The sequence below is a fragment of the Salinivibrio sp. ML290 genome, from assembly GCF_001995695.1.
In the GTDB taxonomy this organism is placed as follows: domain Bacteria; phylum Pseudomonadota; class Gammaproteobacteria; order Enterobacterales; family Vibrionaceae; genus Salinivibrio; species Salinivibrio siamensis.
This window is the reverse complement of sequence record NZ_MUEY01000011.1, coordinates 102,579-121,805: the sequence shown is the minus strand read 5'-3', so window position 1 is coordinate 121,805 and position 19,227 is coordinate 102,579. Positions and strand designations below refer to the sequence as shown.

Sequence of the window (19,227 nt, the reverse complement as noted above, 5' to 3'; positions counted from 1 at the left end):
GTTTAATCAACGGCGTTAGCAGTCCATCTTTCCCGTTGAGGTCTTGTCCAGATTGCAGTGCCTTAGCAAAAGCTTGAATATCAATTTCGTATTTGTCGGACATTGATGTATCACTCCCTGTTGAGGGTTAACTATAGGAGTGACACAGACTTTTGAACACTACCCTCGTTTATTCACCAAACTAAACCCTAGTTGCCGACGGCCATATAGTAAACTCAGCACCGAGCATGAATGCTGCCAATCAGGTTTATTCCAACAGTTTGGCGCGATATAAAGCGCCTCACCACCAACTACCGTATGCGTTTCCACGCCTTCCGGAGTCGAGATGATATTGGTGTATTGACCGGACACAACAACTTCTAGGCGCGGAAAGTTGACTTGGTAACTGAAAGGCTCAGGCTCCTGCCAATCATTAGCAAAGATAACTCGACCAAAGGGTTCATCAGGAGATTCCAGTAATGCAAGCAAGTTAGAAAAGCTGGTAAGTGTCGAGGCTTTCATTATCATCCCTATCCGATTGTGTTCGAGCTCGCTTCCGAAAACGGAAAACTTCCACTAGCGACGTGAGTACGACGCATCAACAACACGATCATTATACCCATACAATCGCTGAACCCGACTAATGAGCAAGATCACACTAAACACGGTTGGGCACAATCTTCCAGTAAATGCTATTTCTCTGCACTATTTTCCACCTGTCGACGGGAGCAAACTAATCATTATGTTCATACGAACCGGCAGGAGCCTATCATGATATCTGAACTGATTAACGAACGATTAATACTGCTCAATCTAGACGCCACCAGCAAACAAGATGTGTTTAAGGAACTGAGCCAAGCATTGGTCAATAATGGCCGCGTCACTGATCAAGCCGCTTTTATTGCGGATGTGAATGCGCGCGAAGCACTCGGTAATACGGGGTTTGAGGCTGGTATCGCGCTTCCTCACGCAAAAAGTGACGCCGTGACCACGCCAGGCGTGGTAATCGGTATTAGCCGAGACGGCATCGACTATGGTGCAGAAGATGGTGAGTTATCGCATATCTTTTTTATGATCGCCTCTCCTACAAACGGTGGAGATCATCATATTGAAGTCCTAGCCACCCTTTCATCCAAACTTATCGAGCCAGGATTCACACAAGCACTGCTGGCAGCCAATACTGCCAGTGACGTCATGACACTTCTGACTCAACCCAGTCAACAAAGTAACAATACGGGGCCGAAAAAAGGCTTAATCATTGGCGTAACAGGCTGCCCTGCGGGCGTCGCCCACACTTATCTAGCCGCTGAAGCGCTAGAGAAAGCCGCTGACGAATTAGGTTATGAAATAAAAGTCGAAACCAACGGCTCAATTGGGGTTAAAAACGCGCCCACCCAAGACGATATATTGCGCGCTGACGCCATTGTCGTTGCCTGTGATAAACAAACGGACATGAGCCGCTTCAACGGCAAACCAGTAGTCGAAGTCGGCGTCAAAGAAGCAATTCGAGACGGTAAAGGCTTAATCGAATCCGCTCTCAATGCAAGTCCTTACCACGCGAGCGGTACATCAACACACAATACAAACAACAGCACACCATCGACCACCTCAACAAACTGGCGAAGTAACTTATATCGCTATCTGATGAATGGGGTCTCGCACATGATCCCCTTTGTGGTCACTGGCGGGTTGTTAATCGCGCTTTCTCTTGCCATTGGCGGTGAACCGACGGAAGCGGGCATGGCGATTCCTGAGGGCAGTGCATGGCAACAAGTACTGGATGTGGGTGTAATAGCCTTCCAATTAATGATCCCAGTGCTTGCCGGCTATATCGCCTATGCGATTGCGGATCGCCCTGCACTTGCGCCAGGGTTAATTGGTGGCTGGATAGCGAATACCGGCAGCTTTTACGGCGCTGAAGCGGGAACCGGCTTTATCGGGGCAATCATTGCTGGTTTGCTTGTGGGGTATTTCGTCAAATGGATCAGTGGCATAAATTACCATAAATTTCTCCAACCACTCGTTCCGATTATGATTGCGCCGATTACCGGTACGCTGTTTATCGCCGCGCTATTTATCTTTGTAATTGGTGCCCCCATTGCCAGCCTAATGGATTCGCTCACCGCCATGCTCACCGCGATGAGCACCGGTAACTACATTTTATTGGGGATTGTACTCGGCGGCATGGCGGGCTTCGATATGGGGGGCCCATTTAATAAAGTGGCTTTCTTATTCTCCGTCGGGATGATTGCCAGCGGCCAAACCCAATTTATGGGCGCAATGGCCTGTGCCATTCCAGTGGCCCCGCTGGGCATGAGTTTGGCGACCGTATTAGGCCGTAAGCTTAATATCTTTGAGGCCACCGAACATGAAGCCGGTAAAGCGGCGGGGGCGATGGGCCTGGTCGGTATTTCAGAGGGCGCAATTCCCTTTGCGGCGCAAGACCCTATCGCGGTGATCCCGGCCAATATGGTTGGCTCGATGGTGGCTGCGGTGATGGCCTTCGGTTTAGGCGTGACGAACAGTGTGGCGCATGGAGGTCCCGTAGTGGCATTACTTGGCGCGATGAACAAACCAGTGATTGCCCTTGTTTGTATGGTTGCCGGCGCGGTGGTGACTGCATTGGTTTGCGTCAGCTTGAAGAAGGCGCGCAAAGCCCAGTGGCTGCAATCAGCCGCCTAGGTATGCTATAGCCGCATCATTGTTATTATTTTCGGCCTCGTCAATCGGGGCCGCTTTTTTCATTTGAGACTACATTTCTCGTTTAAGAGTACAGCTAGTATGAATAGCCCATTTCACTCACAACCCTTTTTTTTAATGCGCAACCCCATCCAAGCCTATCAATGGGGGAGCCGCACAGCATTACCCAGATTGTTTAATATTCCCAACCCCGATCAGCAGCCACAAGCGGAAATCTGGATGGGCGCCCATCCTAAAGCCAGCTCCGAGATACAAGTTGGTACAGACTGGCTGCCACTCAACACACTGATTGAATCTGATCCACAATCCGCCTTATCCACGGAGATTTACCAACGCTTTGGTGAGCTGCCTTTTCTATTCAAAGTTCTAGCGGCTGACACAGCGCTATCCATCCAAGTACATCCCAGCAAGCAAGAAGCCGAACACGGCTATCAAAAAGAGAACCAACAAGGTATTCCTCTATCTGCGGCGCACCGCAACTACAAAGATCCTAACCACAAGCCTGAGCTTATTTATGCACTCACTGCCTTTAAGGCAATGAACGGATTTCGTCCACATGCAGAGATCATCGAAAACGTCACCAAAATCAACAGCGACTCACTAAATGCTGTTTTCCAAGCCTTTATCGAGACACCCGCAGCAGACACGCTACAAAGCGCTTTCGCTGAGCTATTAGCGCTTGAATCTCGCGAAAAAACAGAGGCGGTGAATGCCTTAATGGCCGTGGCTGATGACAACGCAACGGATGCTCCCTTCGATACCATTATTGATCTGGCGACACAGTACCCAGAAGATATCGGCCTATTTGCCCCGCTATTACTCAATGTCTTGACGCTTTCGCCGGGGGACGCGATGTTTTTACACGCGCGTACGCCTCACGCATACATCAATGGTGTCGGGCTAGAAGTGATGGCCAACTCCGACAATGTGCTGCGAGCCGGACTGACGCCCAAACATATTGATGTTGACGAGCTCATCGCGTGTACAAGCTTTGCACCCATAGAAACCGCTCACATTAAACTCAAACCAACACGCACTGAACAGGGGGCACATTACCCGATCGCCGTGCCTGATTTTTCCTTTACGCATTACAATCAGGTTGAGCATCTCAAGTGCCATATGCAAAGCGGTGAAGTCATCTTCGCCATTGATGCCCCACTGACTGTTTCTCATGGCGACCACAAGCTGACCATTGAAAAAGGTAATTCTATTTTTATACCGGCGTGCACGAAAGCATTTTCGCTGAGCTGTAAAGGCGATGCAGTGAGGGTGTTTAGTCAAGTAGATTAGAAAGCAAATAGAAACGGTAGCAATAATGATTGCTACCGACCACTACATCCTTATTTATCTCCTGCTCGAGGTACTCGTACTCTCGACTCTACAATACTATCCTTAGCACAGTTGACTTCGGTATGGGCAGCTCCTCTCCCTGCCTGAGAAACAAAGATTAGGTAGTCTTGAATAAACTGCCCCCCGTCATTGCCATACCCGTAATGAAACCTTAAAGCCGAACCTATAAGTGGCTATTTTCAATAACTTTTGATAATGGCATAAAAGCATTTTGTTTATTCAGCAGACACGATACTCAAACCATAATCCAGTCATTATCACATAATGAAATTGATACTCCCCTGTGTCTGCTGTTTAACTAGACATCCAACCGCTAACTAAATTACAATACTATCAATAATGCTAGTACTAAAGTGCTAATAAACAATTAATATACATAGATCCAAATTAATTAACACCTATGTAAACATATTCGGTTAACATGCCAAGCAATATCTACAGATGTCTCAAAAAAGAGACGCTTCTCATTCTTGATCACTGTCTTTATTGCATAGATGATAGACACCTGATTTTTTTTAACAAAAATTAACGGACTTTCTTTTCTCGTTGCTTACTATTATTCGCTTGCTATGAGTTGCTACTATGACTAACATTCCGGCAGATCTAATTCTTTTAATACTACTCGTTATTATTGCTGCCTACTTTGTTCATAAGGTAAGTGTAAGAGTGGCGATAGCTCGTAAGACAAAAGACTTAGAGGAAGCTAACAAAAGACTACAAATGCTATCAACTACAGATAGCCTTACAGGACTGAAAAATCGGCGCTTTTTCTCAGAGTTACTGGAAGAATTCAATGGGCTTGATAAGGTCGGGCTTCTCATTCTAGATATAGATAATTTTAAGTCTATCAATGATAGCTACGGGCATGGCGTCGGAGACACTGTCATCCAGTATGTCGCTGAGATATTGAAAAGAGTGTCAACCAATGGTGAGGTCGTCGCAAGAATAGGTGGCGAGGAGTTTGCGGTTATAACCCGATTTGATAACTTCGAGAGTGCAGAGCGTTATGCGTATGAAGTTGTAACTTTGATAGAGAAAAGTACGCCATTTTTTCTATCAGCTCCTGAGCGTGTAACAGTGAGCGCAGGCCTGAGGTACCATATAAAAAAGCCCCGCTCATTGTCTCTGGAACAAGCAGATATACTACTATACCGAGCGAAAAAAGAAGGAAAGAATAAAGTCATTGCTGAATACGAGTAACTCCATAAAATGTGACCTCGCACCAAAAAACTTGTTTTTTGTAGCGTCACCTATGCAATAATGTAGAAAAAAAAGCTATGTTATCGTCTTGTTTTCATTCACCGGTAACGCAAAATGCGAGCAAGCGAAAACGTCAGTTATAAAGATTGGCTTTTAACTCTCGGCGCACCTCATACGAGTATTTTTGAAGGGGAAAGAAAGTATTTAGATCCTTACTGGGTAAACAGCAAAGAGTGTTGTTACCAGATATTAGAAAGAGATTGGGGAATTGAAGAAAGAGCCTCTCTTTATCATCAAATACACTCTCTTGTTTATGAGGGAACACACGGACACTTTCTATCTCACCTCTATGCTAAATATGCATGCAGCACGGCTCATGAATGGTCGATTTTCGCATCAGGTTTTTCACCTGGCCGCGAAAAAGCCGAGATAGATTTCGTTTCAATAACTTACGATATATTAGGTTTAGGTGGTACACGTGGCTACGATTACGGACGGGCATGCTTTCTCGCAAGAGAAGGACTGAAAGTAGATTGGCTATCTGAAGACGAATTTTATTACATCCACAGTATTATCGCTCGAAAAGCAAAGTTTTTTTATAATTCTTGGCAACAATATACTCATTCATGGATTCTTGGTAGTTGCTATTGGGCCTACCTAGTAAATGACCTCAATGAGGAAGAAACCTGTGATATATTCCTAAACCAAGGGCTACGCAATAGACTAAAAAATCGGTTAAAATTTAGTTTCCACGATAATGAAAATCCAATTCATTGGATGCCTTGGGATGGTGTTTATCTTCCTGACATAGAGACCCCTGACTCGCTTAAAGCATTGATAGAAAGTGAGGAATACAATGAATCCGTTTGAGTTTTTTGGCTTAGATGAAAGTACAAACCCAGAAGAATTAAAGGCGAAGTACAAATTAAAGCTTAGAGATAACCACCCAGAAGATAATCCTGAGGGGTTTAAAGAGCTTAGAAAAAAGTACGAAACTGCTCTTAGTTTACTGGAAAAAGAAGAAACTCTCTGCAATACAGATGATAGTTTTTCAACCGTACAGAACCCTTCAATTGACGAATTTAATGAGACCCTTAATAATATAAAATTGTTTCTCGAAAGAGGGTTCTCGTCAGACTATGAAAGAGAATGGGCTAAGTGGGTTACACATATCGAATTATTACCCCTCGACCAATCTGTTCCTCTCTCGAAGGAACTGAGCTTGTTTGTCGCTGATAGATTATGGATCCCCTCTTTCGTAATTAGTGAATTATGGGATCTATTGAACTGGAGTGCACTTTATAACGGTGATCGTCATGATTACCAACTTGCATCACTTCTTGATAACTGGCGCTCTATCGATCACTTGCTAGACATTAGTACGATTTATAGCCTACCAAGTATTACCCAAAAAGCCATGCTGAGTTACTACCAGTCATTAGCTCTTGCATTGCATAACACCGACATCAACGCTCTCAACTATATTATTCATAAAGACACAGTGACTCAATTTGATAATTTCAATATTGTTTACTGGCTACTCAGAAGTATCAAAGCATTAAACTATAACCATGTCGCCTTCTCTATTGATACCCATGTGTGGTTGATCTCTAAAGCCTTACAAGAAAAGTCACTAAATACTGATCGACTTATGCTTCTTGCAGAGCATTGTATTTATTTGAAAAATGAAAAATACTTTTTAATCACGATAGAAAAACTGGCCTCATTAAAAGACAACAAAAAGTTAGTTATTAACCTTTTACAGCTCTTTTATCATAACACTGATCCTACCTTTACGTTATGGGCTATAGCGATTCAAAGGAAAAACGGTTGGATTAATCAGCAATACGCGTTGTCTCTAGCTTATCCAATTTATAATCTCATCCCGACCAATCCTACGATAGATATGTTATGGGACCAAATAGCAGATGAAGGGTTTGTGCCTAAAGTCGATATTATATTTGATCGGGTTACGGAGCAGGACCATCTAGCTTCTCTATGGTGGCATATCAACTACGGTGCTTGGCACGGCCTTGAAAAGGTTGTCACTAGCTTGCGCTCTAGAGAAATAGAGAGCTATCGTTGGAGTTTTCTTTCAACACTTCTTTTAGACCTAGCTGAAAAAGAGCTTGAATGTATTCCCACCCATAATATTTTCTCATTACTAAGAACCCACTACTACTCAGCCGAGTGGCTCACTTATAGTGAAATAAGTCAAGAGGATATATCAGCTCCCACAAGCAGTGAATGGGAAGGAGCACTTACTAGACATCCTGTTCTACCTAAAAAGTTGCTTGATTTGTTATTAGATAGAGAAGATACGAAGCTTTTTCTTTCAGATAAAAGTGACTATTTCGACGCGATCGCTCAACAAGAAATTTTTGAAGAAAAGCTTTCTGGGAAAATACAGACAACAGATAATAAGGATAAAACCAAGTGGGCAGAATTTTATCTTTTTTATCAATCATTCCCTAAGCGCTATTTTAAAAACATTCGAGAGGTCATGTCTAAATTCGCTTCACCGATAAGACAATCACCTCTAGGTATGATTTATGACATAGCGTTCAGCAACGATATGGATTTAGCCGAACGAGTATTGCGTGATTCTTCAGCGGACGTACTTTGCCAACGAGAAATTTACCACCAGTATACACGCTCGTACAATACCAGCTTTCTTGAGAATGACTTTAAATACATCTCTGACGAAAGATCGACTAGGCAGCTAATTCAAGCTTGTCACCACAATATCATATCTCGAAATATATTTGAAGCAGCCATCATATATAAGATGGTTGATATCATAACGAGAGACAATAAAAATTATATCGAGATTAATCGTATCCTCAAACAAGAATTGGCTAATATGCCAAAGTTCGATGAAGCCTCATCGTTATTAGGTGTTTTACATGTTTTAATTTACGGAAGCAAACCAGAGATTATTCAAGTTTGCGATGATATTCAACTGCATAGAACATCCAAAAAGTCTGTCGAACAGGACAACCAATACTTAGACTATGCATATGGTATGAGTTATCTACTCTGTTTTATGGAGACAAGCGCTGATGAAATCGGGTTTAATACTACACAGTTGGAAAAGATAAACAAAAACACCCATAAAAATAACAAGTTTATATTCTCACTTTTTTCACACTACGCAGAGAAAAAACTAAATCAGGAGTTACAAAAAAATAGAGATGTAAAGCCCCGAAAATTCAAATGGCCGGGTAACAAAACACTACGTTTTCAAGCCCTTATGGTGATTGTTTTTTCTTTCTTTGCATCATCAGGCGATGTTGGAATTTATGATAGTATAATTAAACCATTCATGAGTGCTAATACTATTGTGGTAAGTCCTATATTTGGCTTCTGTATGTTGCTAAACTTGCTGCTTATTCGGTTAATCGTTGGTACGAGTGTTGTCAATAAAAACAGAAAGATGCTTGGTAAATGGATCGGTTTTTGGTTTATCGTTTTCATCGCAACAGGCGCCTACTGGGTATGTACTCCGCTTTGGTTAACTTATCTGCTAGCTTCAGTCAAAGAAGGACCATCCATAACAGCTAAGGGCTGGCCCTATTCACTTAAAAAGAGTGGYTCAATAAGCTTTTCAGACTATATATAATCTATTCATATTGCTCCGCCAACATTTCACTAATATGTTGGCGAGCTTTATCGATATGTCTAGAATCTTGTGTACTCAATGCCTCTTCAAAGGAGATAATCAACATCTCAATAGACTTTCTTGCTTGACCAAGCGTTTCTTCATAAAGTTTATGTAACCTATTTAATAAAACAATATTGGGTATTTTTTCTCTCGGGTGAATTTTAAGTGCTTTTAACTTTTCTCGACTTTCTTTGATTTCTTCTTCACCGATCCCTGTGGGACTCGTATCTATTGTTTTCTCCACTTGTTGAGGTTTGTCTACAACATCTATATTAACATCAAGTAAACCATTAACATCATAACTAAAGCGTACATCAATCGGATGATTGGCGGCACAGGTGGAGACATCAATTGAAATATCTTCGATGTGAATATTATCTTTAGCCCAGAAAGATTCCCCCTGAAAAATAGAGATTACGATTTCGCTATCAGTGTCGTATTTTGTGCAATATCGCTGAACACGGGAGGCGGGAACTATAGTATTCCGCTCTAAAACGGGACTGAAAACTCCCGACTGGCCATTCACTTCAGCCGCAACACCTAAGCTGTATGGACAAACATCAGTGATAACAAGATCTTCAATCGCTTTGTGCCGAAGTCGATAAGCTGCTTGTATTGTTGCGCCTATACATACCACCGTCTCGGGATCTAAATCATGACGGCCAAATCTACTTAACAAGCGTGTTGCCATTTTTTGCACATGTGAAAGCCGACTAGCACCGCCAACAAAAATTACATCATCAATATCTCTCACATTCACATTAGCATCGCTGAGAGATTGTTCGAGTGGCTGTTTTAGCTTCTTCAGGCTATTGCGCCAAATAGTATCTAGCTCTACTTCAGAGAAGAATATTCCCTCTTCATATTGCCCATGCTGAYTCGTAAAGCCATATTCAATAAACATCGATTTACGATAATTTTTTTTTGCTTCTTCACAAGCGCTGTAAATTGCTTGCATCTCTCTGAGTGTTGTTGTTTCCCGCTCACCTCCTGTCCGCTCTAAAACAATGTCAACTAAATCCTCAGTAAAGTCTTCTCCCCCCAGGCGATTGTTGCCAGAAGAGGCATGAACTTCAATAATACCAGCCGTATACTCTACGATACTGACATCAAAAGTGCCGCCTCCCAGATCAAAAACAAGGTACTGACCATCTTTTTTCTGCTCAACATTATACGCCAACGCAGCAGCCGTAGGCTCATTTATTAAACGCACAGCGTTCAACCCTACCATGGTAGCTGCCAAGCCGACTTCTTTCCTCTGCTGATCATTAAAGTAGGCAGGTACTGACACGACCACTTCTGTTATTTCTTCGTCTAAATAGTTCTCTGCATCTTTTTTTAGCGAAGATAAAACGATAGAACACAACTCTCTCGCGTTAAAATTCTTATCCGCTAGTCTGTACTCTTTGCCACTGCCAATCGCTCTTTTGAATACACTTACTGTGTTTCTAGGGTGAGTGTATTTTCGGTAGTAAGCCGCTTTACCCACTAAGATATGCCCATCATCATAGCTGACAACGGAAGGCGTTAAATACTCACCTAAAGCATTAGGAATTAGTATAGGTTTCTCCCCTTGCCACACCGCAATACTACTATGCGTCGTTCCTAAATCGATACCAATTGCATACTTCTTCATTTAAGCTTTTTCATTGAAATGATAGATATCGACATACTACCCTTTCCAAGTCCAAAATTAAAAGATGAAATCACTGTACAATGCCCAGATTATCTCAATGAGTAATTTCATTTATAGTTAATTTTATCAATTAATGTTCGTCGCCGTTCAAACTCACAGATACTTAAAACTATTATTGATTTTTTCTCTCAGCCATATAGCATTTCCTGATAATCGAAGGAGAAGTTGATATGCGTTCATTTTTTACATTATCTTTTGTAGCATATTGCGTAATGACCCCCTACGCTTTAGCTAATACAGAAGACCATCCCAGACCGAAGCCAGTAGAAGATGTTTATATTGGCATTCAAGCCGGGCAATCGTCAGTCGATTGGGATGTCCTTAATCAATACCAATCACAAGGCGCCAATATTGATGAGACCGCCTTTGCCTACAAACTTTATACGGGCTATCGTTACAAGAATGCAGCGATTGAGTTTGGTTATTCGGATCTTGGCACAATTGATGGCAAGGTACCAGGCATTAACGCCGAAGCGGAAACCGATACCTATAGCTTATCCGCCATTGGCTTTATGCCCATCAATAACGAGCTGTCTTTTCATGCAAAGTTCGGCTTTCATGCCTGGGACTATACAGAACGTGCGCATTGGTCTAATACTTTTGCTGAAGGAAGTGCCCGCTATTCTGACAGTGGCAAAGATCCTGTCTATGGTATCGGTGCCATGTATGAGCTTGGGAAGTACCGGTTTCGTTTAGAGGCCGAGCGCTATGACATCGATAAAGCGGACATCGACTTTATCTCCGCAGGTTTTGCTTACAAATTCTAAGTCGTCAGTTCTTTGCGAAAACATAGACACACCAAATAGGGCGCATACAAATAGCGCCCTATTGACTAGTCAGGAGCCACTAGACCTTGAACTGTCCGACCAAATCATCAAGATCTCGTCCCAGAGTACTGAGTTCTGCAGCCACCTGTGATGAAGCCTCACTCGAGCTTAACAGGCTAGCCACAATATCGCGTATCGAAATCAAGTTGCGATGAATGTCTTCCGTCACTGTTGTCTGCTCCGATGCAGCACTAGCGATTTGCGATGTCATATCGTTCACTTGCGAAAATGCCGCACTTACCGAGGTAATACGCTCACCGATATCTGCCGACGTTTTTGCCATGGTTTGACATTCTTGATCACTTGCTGCAATGGTTTCCACCGCACTATCGACATGCACATGCAGGCCATCTAGCATCTCACGGATCTCATGCGTACTGGTTTGGGTGCGGCTGGCAAGCGTTCGTACCTCATCGGCCACCACCGCAAAGCCTCTGCCCTGCTCACCCGCGCGCGCCGCCTCAATGGCCGCATTTAATGCCAGCAAATTGGTTTGCTCCGCGATGCCACCAATCACCGACAACACCGATGTGATTTTGTCCGACTGCTCCTTGAGTTGGTCAACTTCTTTACTCGACTGACCCATTCGTTCAACAAGACGCTCAACCGCGGTGATAGAGTCATGCACTTGTGCTTGAGCATCTTTGGCATCTTGTGTGGCCGAAGTGGACGCATCCGCGACCTGGGTGGTATTTTGTGCGACTTCCTGGGCGGCGGAGCTCATTTCGGTCACCGCTGTCACCACTTGCTCGGTCTCGTTATCATGGATTTGTAACTTTTCCGCCACTTCAGAAGTTTGTTGTGCCATATCACTGGCCGTGCTCGTTACTTGCGTGGTAACTTGCGCGACCCGCTGAATCGTGTGCTGGAGTTTTTCAACAAACCGATTAAAAGCATGACCAAGTTGAGCTATTTCATCATGCCCGTGAATGCTCAAACGCTGAGTCAGATCGCCCTCACCACTGGCAATATCATTAAGTTTTTCCAGCATATTATTCACCGGCTGCCCCATGCGCTGCGCAAACCAGCCCACGATCAACCCTGTGACGATTACCGTCCCTAATCCGAGCAGCGTCAAGCGCCAAACTTGCTCCTCAAGCGCTGTTTCCGCTTCCAAGCGGTAGGTAGCGACTTCGCGCTCAATATCATCAATATAAGCGCCCGTCCCTAGCATCCACTGATTGTTATTCACCATGACGGCGTAGCCAATTTTATCAATGAGTTCATTGGTGCCAGGCTTTTCAAACATAAAGTTAAAATAGCCATCGCCACGCTGCGCCGTTTCTAATAGCCCTTTAATCACCTTGTTCCCTTTAGGATCGGTCAGGTCAATCAGATTTTTACCCTCTAAGCTCGGCTTCATCGGGTGAAAAACATTCACTCCTCTTTTGTCGTACATAAAAAAGTAACCTGAATCGCCAAACTGCACATCTCGGAGTGCGGTTTTCACCTCCGCTAAACGTGCCTGACTGTTACCAGGATTAATACGCTCAACCATATTTTCCGCGACTTGCGTTACTTCTTTCAGTTGATTTTTACGCTCATTGACTAGTTTAGCCCGAAATGTGGCGATGTTTTTCTCAATAAGTGCTTGCTCGTTATATGCAGTGACAATACTCGTCACCAAAATCGATACCACCAGTGGCACAATAGCCAGCAGCAACAACTTTGTTTTAAACATTAGCTTCATTATTTACAGCCTTACCGTTCATATTTGTAAACAAAGATTACTACTTTTTAAGGCATGAAAGAATGCGTTTGGACGTTTTGAACATAGAAAAAGTAAGAGTAATGTTGGAAGATGTGACCAAGGTGGAAATCGTATATTTATTGGCAATGTGATATCTGCTGTTTCTAACAGTCAGATCGTTCGGCTTTGCTTAACCATGGTGTCGTGTGTCCTGTTCTGGTGCTTTTATACGTATCAGAGCTAACTGCCTATAATATCTATCTTAGTGATGTAGAGTAGACAGTAAGGAATCTATTAACCACTTAAATCGAAACTGGACTTATGAACATCTAGCATTGATACAACCCAATGCTAAACATTCATTGTCATAATCACTCGTGTGCAGGCACCTGAGAACGCCATTTAGCGATATTTATAAAAATCAAAACTGTCAACAACAATCGATTTATTATCACACGAATCAAAATCCAATCTCAAAAATCTTGTTTTACTCGACGTCCATGCGCTATTCATGTGGATAGGGATAAGGTTTTTCCCTTTAGAAAAAGTAAATCTAACACTTCTGGCTTCAGAAAAGTCTTTATCGTTGGACCAAAAAATCTGTGCTCTGCATAAATTGTCAAACTTGCCAGATAGATTTACATTTAACAGATCAACTTCTTGTCCAGAAATCAACTCATTTAGCTTAAAGATGGCATAAGGGTCGTTGCCTAACCTTTTACCTGATTGGATAGAGTAGTTATTAACACCATACAAACCATAGGAAACCTTAAGTGCGTCTAGTAGATCTTTCTCATTTGAAAGGGCTCTGCCCCATTTGTATGGTAGCGAAGAAAACTCGCTAACAGACAAGGTTTCACGTAAATCACCCACTGGCTTCAAATTCAATGAGCTCGGTAAGCGTTCAGCATAGTCTTCACTGATTAAGTATACTCTCTCATTATATGTAAACGCAGAAAACCCTTCTAATGACAATAGATATTTATGGAATAAATGATAGCGTAACAGACCATCACTCAATCTCACTAGCTTAAGGTTTCGAGAAGACACTTGCTCTAGTTCTATCTTTTGGGCTCGAATACTGGGTATATTTAATATCGAATGTGATTTTGTAGGTATACGAAGATCATACAATGAATAGCGAGCGCTTTGCACCGTATAAGAATCTACAATCAGAAAACTTTCATCTTCATGTAGGTATTTGACCAACTCGAATTCTGACGTTAAGTCATCTAGACGCTCTTTCCCTATAAAGCCCTTACCAAGTTTTGGGATTAGGTTATCATCAGACAAGGTCATGCTGGATGGAATTACCTTAGTTGCAAAGCCTCGGAGATCATTGTGAATATTATACGTATTGTGACGGTCTAGCATACATATGCTAAGGAATAGCACCGTTGCTACAAAAAATCGTTTCTTTCCTTTTAGATAGAGAAGCACAAAGGCAAGTGCAACTATCAAATAAAAAACACTGAATTTATACGCACGGGGGAAGTTCCCGTCAGCTCTTGCAACAAGATAGCTCACCATTAACACTGGAGAGATTAACAAGTAGGATAGCCATAGTAGCTTCTCTTTAGTAAAAGCTTTTCTGTTAAATAAGAATATTGAGAATATAACGGAAAATGCAATAATCCAGAAGTTAGCCTTAACTAGATTAGAAAGTGAACCAGAATTCCCCCAGTAAAGCATATTAGTCGACGCATTGGTCAATATATATTTAATTGACTCATATATGTATGAGTAGTTTGCGATACAAACAATCACTAATAGTAATATAGAAAGCAAACTTAAAAGATTGGTTCTATCTCGAACACTTCCTATTTCAAGGTATTTAAGTGAATAAATTAAAGCGGGAATTACAGATACCGCAAAGACAACAGCAAATGCATTATAATAAAGAAAATAAAGGAAAAAAATCCAACTACACGCCAACATCGTAGGAATTAAGTAGCCACTTTTGATAACTCTCGAAATAATTAGTAAAGACGGAATGATAAGGGCATTATAGCCAATAAGCGGCAGACCAGCCAACAAGATAATTAATACACTAACATTACTATAAAACGCTTTTAGTAAAGAGATAATTAACACTGCTAACAAGAAAGTAGATATAAAAATAGAGGGATACAAGGTTATATAGGACCCATTAAAGATAACCTGGTTAATGTACCCTATCATTATATGCATAAACCCCTTAGTAGGTATATACTCAGAATAAGCTTTTGACCCTATATCATATAATTGATGAAAAGCAGTAAACAATTCTCCATTATGATATTCATCATTTAAATATATATAGTTTAGATGCCCTGACAACAACACTGAAACAAAAATCAAAGAAGATACATAAACATATGTTGACTTGTTTTTCCTATACTCAATCACTGAAAAAACAATTGAAAGCGCAGCGATGAAATACAATATAGCTTGAAAAAAAGACGGCAACACAAAGGAAACCAGTTCAGAGTTATATTCATATTCCGTATTAATGTAAAGTAACGGTGCAAAACCAAGCAAAACTTGTGAGAATAGCACTCGAAACCTGCCAGAGAATATGACAAACACTAGGAAAACGAGATAAAAAATCCTTTTATATTGGCTGTATGGCTCAATGAACGATATTAATCTAAACAGCAAATCAACGGAAAAATAAACACCCAGCAATATAAAAAACAGACTAAAAAGAGAGTTGCAAAGCTTATTGTTTCCCACGCAGTAAGTAGTATAAAGTGATGAACCAAAATTTTTTGTTTTTTCTAACGTAATGCTGGACTTATAAAATAGGACTTGAAAAAAAACAAATGCCACAACGAAAAGATAGATAAAATTAAGGTCGGATTTTTTGTTGAAATTAGAGCCGATAAGATCGCCATATACGAAATAATCATAATCAAATGAAGTGTTATCAGATGCTAAAACATGATAAAAAATGGCGAGACCAAGCGCTAGAACAAAAGCTATTATGCTAAACGAAACATTGTCTTTATTAGTCTTCATTTACTAACCTTCAAGATAATTACTACTTATTGCCTTTGTGCTACAGGCAATAAATCAATACATGCAGTCAAGTGGCTAATCAGCGCCAGGGTTTGTGAAACAGACAAACGACTGTTTGCGCCGCAATCACGGGATTGAGCTTCTGAACCACGATATAATCATCAAAGTTAGTACCTTGATGCGATTACATACTCGCGCATGACGTTAAATAGCTTATACATCGAACTTCCCCATACACGTATCTACAAGGGTTTTAATCACCGATAAATTCCCTTTTAAGGGAGATATTTTAGTGGGTACTTTTCCTTTCGGATAAGCTCTCATAACCGGGATTTCAACGCATTTATACCCATTTTTAGCCGCGTTAATTGCTAAATAATAATGATACTCATAGCTCTTAAAAACATCTCTAAACACAGCCATATTGTCTGCAAGAAGTAATTTTCGACTATACGCTCTAAATCCATTCGTCGTATCTGTATAGTTAAAGCCAGACGTCCACCTTATCAAAGGTGCATGCAAGAGCTTTAACCCGGCGAGCCTAGATATTGGCGTATTGATTGCCTTTCCACCCGGGATAAATCGCGATCCTTGAACATGATCATATCCTTTTTCCAAACAATCGATAAAGTCGTCAATATTCTCAACACTGTCTTTATTGTTACCATCAATAACAACAACCCCTTTATAACCACGCTCCATCGCCCAAGAGAATGCAATTCGCATCTGTGTGCCGAGTTTACCTGCTTCTTGTTTAACGAGTAACGTATTGACACCTTTTGCTTTCAAAGCTTGCTCTGCAGTAGAACCGTCTGTACTACCACCATCAGATATAACAATGTCCGCATTAAGACTCAGTTTACTCATTCTATCAAGTTGTTTATGAAGCTTCTCACCTTCATTAATAACAAACACTGCAACACAGTAATCGTGAAGTTTCTCTGTACTAAATAGAACTTCATAATTTGGCACTTCATAATACTTAGGCTTAATCATTATTTATCTCTTCCCGTTTGAGATAAGTTAGTGTTTGTTTGAATAGAGTCATCAATGACATTCTGTCTATTTTCATTAATCATCACTGAGCTATTCTTCTCAAATACGATGTTGTACTCCTTGTGATCACTTCTATCGTCTAGCAAACGAGCCAAATATTCACCAAAGAAAGATAACATGGTAAATAAAAGCATAAATAAAAGCGACATAAATACAACAATTGTCGTCCAACCTTCAGCCACTTGGTCATTAAACAAATTCACAAGTAATGAATAGAGTGAGAACACTAATGCTAATGCACTTCCCATAATACCTAATGAGCTCATCCATCTAAGAGGTTTCGTCGAGTTAAAAACCATATGATGGAATGTCTCAGCGATACCTTGTGTCACCGTTCTTTTTGTTACTTTCTCTTTAGGAATATCGTAATTTAGTGCACCAATAGAGTATCCGGTATTCGCCATTCTCATATGGAGCTTACAATAAAATCGCCCTGATTCAGTAATGGCATTTACTGCGCGGCGACTTAAACAAAAAGACCCCGTCGAATTACTTGGCAACGTATAACCGATAGATTTAATCAGACGGTTACTTAAAAACCTTAGATAACGGTAAGATGCAGATGTTATTTTTTTTGAAGTCCCGATTACGATATCGGTCCCCATCCTTCCTCTTTCTACAAATTCAGTAATTATCTCTTTGCTGTCCGTATCGACATTGAGCACGACGACAAAATCACCAATCGCGTTCTCGATGCCAGCGGCCAAGGCTACGTCACTTGCAACTTTTTGAGCAAGTCTTATGTATCGAATAGATTGATAGACAGACAGGAGTCTTTCCATTTCCTGTTCCGTCGTATCGCTAGACTTTTGGTCTATTACTACAATTTCATAGTCCGAATAGCTTTTATTCAAATATGGAGAAACGTCTTCTACCAATTTTCTTAATTTTTCTACGCAGTTATCTGCTACAAGAACAACAGATACAAATAATTCACTTTTGGTCATTTGTCTAATCCAAGTTCTATTATTTTTTGAATCGCATCATATACATTGTCTATTTTTCCGCCCAGAACACAATGTAAGCCGGGCATCAAGTAATTTTCTTTAAATAAAATCGGCCTAGAATCATCAGTATCGCTCCTTGGAAGAATGGTTTTTACCTCCCAAAGAGATTCTTTGTATTTTAGCTCGCTGAGTATCGGGATGTATCTTTGCGCATCTAACTGCATTTTACGCCAAGCCGTTTCTTTTTTCACTCTAGCAAAATGATCATAAGCATTAATATACGAATCGTCTTTATCATTCCATTCATAATGAGGCGTATAACGGACATGACTAAAGGAATAGGCGTTTTTAGAGGGGAACGGCATAGTAGAAAAGAAAGGGCCACACATTACCGTAATAGCAATATCTTTAATTTCATCGGGCACATCAACAATACACATTTCCGTCATTTCGTGTCGAAGTGGGATAACGGAAAGCTCAGAGTTGCGCAGCACAGAATTTAACATCGCGTATGTGCAGTTGAACACTTGCTTTGCTGACAAGTGAGATTGTTCGCCATCGCTCTCTAATGTGAGATTAATTCTAGATTCATCGTTGCAATATTTAATAGACTTAGCTTCATGATTTAATAATATATCAACACTTTTATCTTTTAACCTATATTGCATTTTCTCTTTTAGTGTTTGCGAGTTAAATACAAACTCTTTCGTTTTAAAGACGCCTTGAATAAGGTTTGGGTTAGTTAACGCTCTAATATGATTTGGGGCGGGATCACAAGGTGCGCCAATTCTTTCACAAAATTTTTGAAACTGATGTGGCGTTACTTTTCCTAGTTGATTAGAAATCATATAGTACTTATCAAAGTCACTATCTATACAATCTTCGAATTCGTCTACAAACCGGGGGAAAGATATACGTGATCTCAGTGCCGTTAGAATACTCCTAGGATAGTGGTAACCATTATGAACGCGCGCTTGGTTCACGTAAGACGCTCTTTGCATCAAGTCACTGTCTTTTTCAATAACAGCCACTGACTTCCCTAACTTGGCAAAAAACTCTGAGATGTATAAACCGAAGAAGCCTCCGCCAATGATTGCAATATCTACGTTTCTTTCCAT

At 41.2% G+C, this 19,227-nt stretch carries 12 protein-coding genes and 2 pseudogenes; 7 read left to right on the top strand and 7 right to left on the bottom strand.

The features are described from left to right. Positions 1 to 159: 159 nt before the first annotated feature. Entirely contained in the window at positions 160 to 501 is a 342-nt protein-coding gene (locus BZG23_RS11460) for a hypothetical protein (protein WP_077607013.1), read from the bottom strand. Positions 502 to 750: 249 nt separating this feature from the next. On the opposite strand from BZG23_RS11460, the pseudogene BZG23_RS16935 reads away from it, so the two are divergent. From BZG23_RS16935 to BZG23_RS11435, 6 genes and pseudogenes are all read left to right on the top strand, one after another. Beyond that, positions 751 to 1,162: pseudogene (locus tag BZG23_RS16935) on the top strand (PTS sugar transporter subunit IIA); the annotation flags it as partial. A 65-nt stretch (positions 1,163 to 1,227) separates the two neighbouring features. Continuing rightward, positions 1,228 to 2,661, top strand: a pseudogene (locus BZG23_RS11455) (PTS fructose transporter subunit IIC); the annotation flags it as partial. Between the two features lie 99 nt (positions 2,662 to 2,760). Beyond that, the gene (gene manA / locus BZG23_RS11450; RefSeq protein ID WP_077607011.1) at positions 2,761 to 3,969 is read left to right on the top strand and encodes a mannose-6-phosphate isomerase, class I; all 1,209 of its coding nucleotides are present in this window, start codon (positions 2,761 to 2,763) and stop codon (positions 3,967 to 3,969) included. A gap of 642 nt (positions 3,970 to 4,611) precedes the next feature. After that, positions 4,612 to 5,229, top strand: a complete 618-nt coding sequence (locus BZG23_RS11445; protein WP_074212367.1) for a GGDEF domain-containing protein — start codon at positions 4,612 to 4,614, stop codon at positions 5,227 to 5,229. A 114-nt stretch (positions 5,230 to 5,343) separates the two neighbouring features. Then, on the top strand, positions 5,344 to 6,099 hold the full coding sequence (locus BZG23_RS11440) for a DUF1266 domain-containing protein (protein ID WP_077607010.1): 756 nt from the start codon (positions 5,344 to 5,346) through the stop codon (positions 6,097 to 6,099). After that, positions 6,086 to 8,851: a J domain-containing protein gene (locus tag BZG23_RS11435; protein WP_077607009.1), complete on the top strand. Its 2,766-nt coding sequence runs from the start codon at positions 6,086 to 6,088 to the stop codon at positions 8,849 to 8,851. Before BZG23_RS11440 ends, BZG23_RS11435 begins: the two co-directional genes overlap by 14 nt. A 1-nt stretch (position 8,852) precedes the next feature. Here BZG23_RS11435 and BZG23_RS11430 read toward each other — a convergent pair whose 3' ends face one another. Beyond that, positions 8,853 to 10,529, bottom strand: a complete 1,677-nt coding sequence (locus tag BZG23_RS11430; RefSeq protein ID WP_077607008.1) for an Hsp70 family protein — start codon at positions 10,527 to 10,529, stop codon at positions 8,853 to 8,855. Positions 10,530 to 10,801: 272 nt separating this feature from the next. Here BZG23_RS11430 and BZG23_RS11425 point away from each other — a divergent pair, with 272 nt between their 5' ends. Continuing rightward, positions 10,802 to 11,356 carry an outer membrane beta-barrel protein gene (locus BZG23_RS11425; RefSeq protein ID WP_158011379.1) on the top strand — a complete coding sequence of 185 codons (555 nt, stop codon included), beginning with the start codon at positions 10,802 to 10,804 and terminating at the stop codon, positions 11,354 to 11,356. Positions 11,357 to 11,435: 79 nt separating this feature from the next. On the opposite strand, the gene BZG23_RS11420 is transcribed toward BZG23_RS11425, so the two are convergent. The 5 genes from BZG23_RS11420 to BZG23_RS11400 form a co-directional block, all read right to left on the bottom strand. Beyond that, a complete protein-coding gene (locus BZG23_RS11420) occupies positions 11,436 to 13,097 on the bottom strand; it encodes a methyl-accepting chemotaxis protein (protein WP_198532150.1) in 1,662 nt (553 codons plus the stop codon). Positions 13,098 to 13,508: 411 nt separating this feature from the next. After that, positions 13,509 to 16,106, bottom strand: coding sequence for a hypothetical protein (locus BZG23_RS11415; protein WP_077607005.1), 2,598 nt, complete (start codon positions 16,104 to 16,106; stop codon positions 13,509 to 13,511). Between the two features lie 213 nt (positions 16,107 to 16,319). Next, complete coding sequence (locus tag BZG23_RS11410) at positions 16,320 to 17,102, bottom strand: glycosyltransferase family 2 protein (protein WP_077607004.1); 783 nt, start codon at positions 17,100 to 17,102, stop codon at positions 16,320 to 16,322. After that, positions 17,102 to 18,109, bottom strand: a complete 1,008-nt coding sequence (locus BZG23_RS11405) for a glycosyltransferase (RefSeq protein WP_077607003.1) — start codon at positions 18,107 to 18,109, stop codon at positions 17,102 to 17,104. The genes BZG23_RS11410 and BZG23_RS11405 overlap by 1 nt, the downstream gene beginning before the upstream one ends. Beyond that, positions 18,106 to 19,227, bottom strand: a complete 1,122-nt coding sequence (locus BZG23_RS11400) for an FAD-dependent oxidoreductase (RefSeq protein WP_077607002.1) — start codon at positions 19,225 to 19,227, stop codon at positions 18,106 to 18,108. The genes BZG23_RS11405 and BZG23_RS11400 overlap by 4 nt, the downstream gene beginning before the upstream one ends.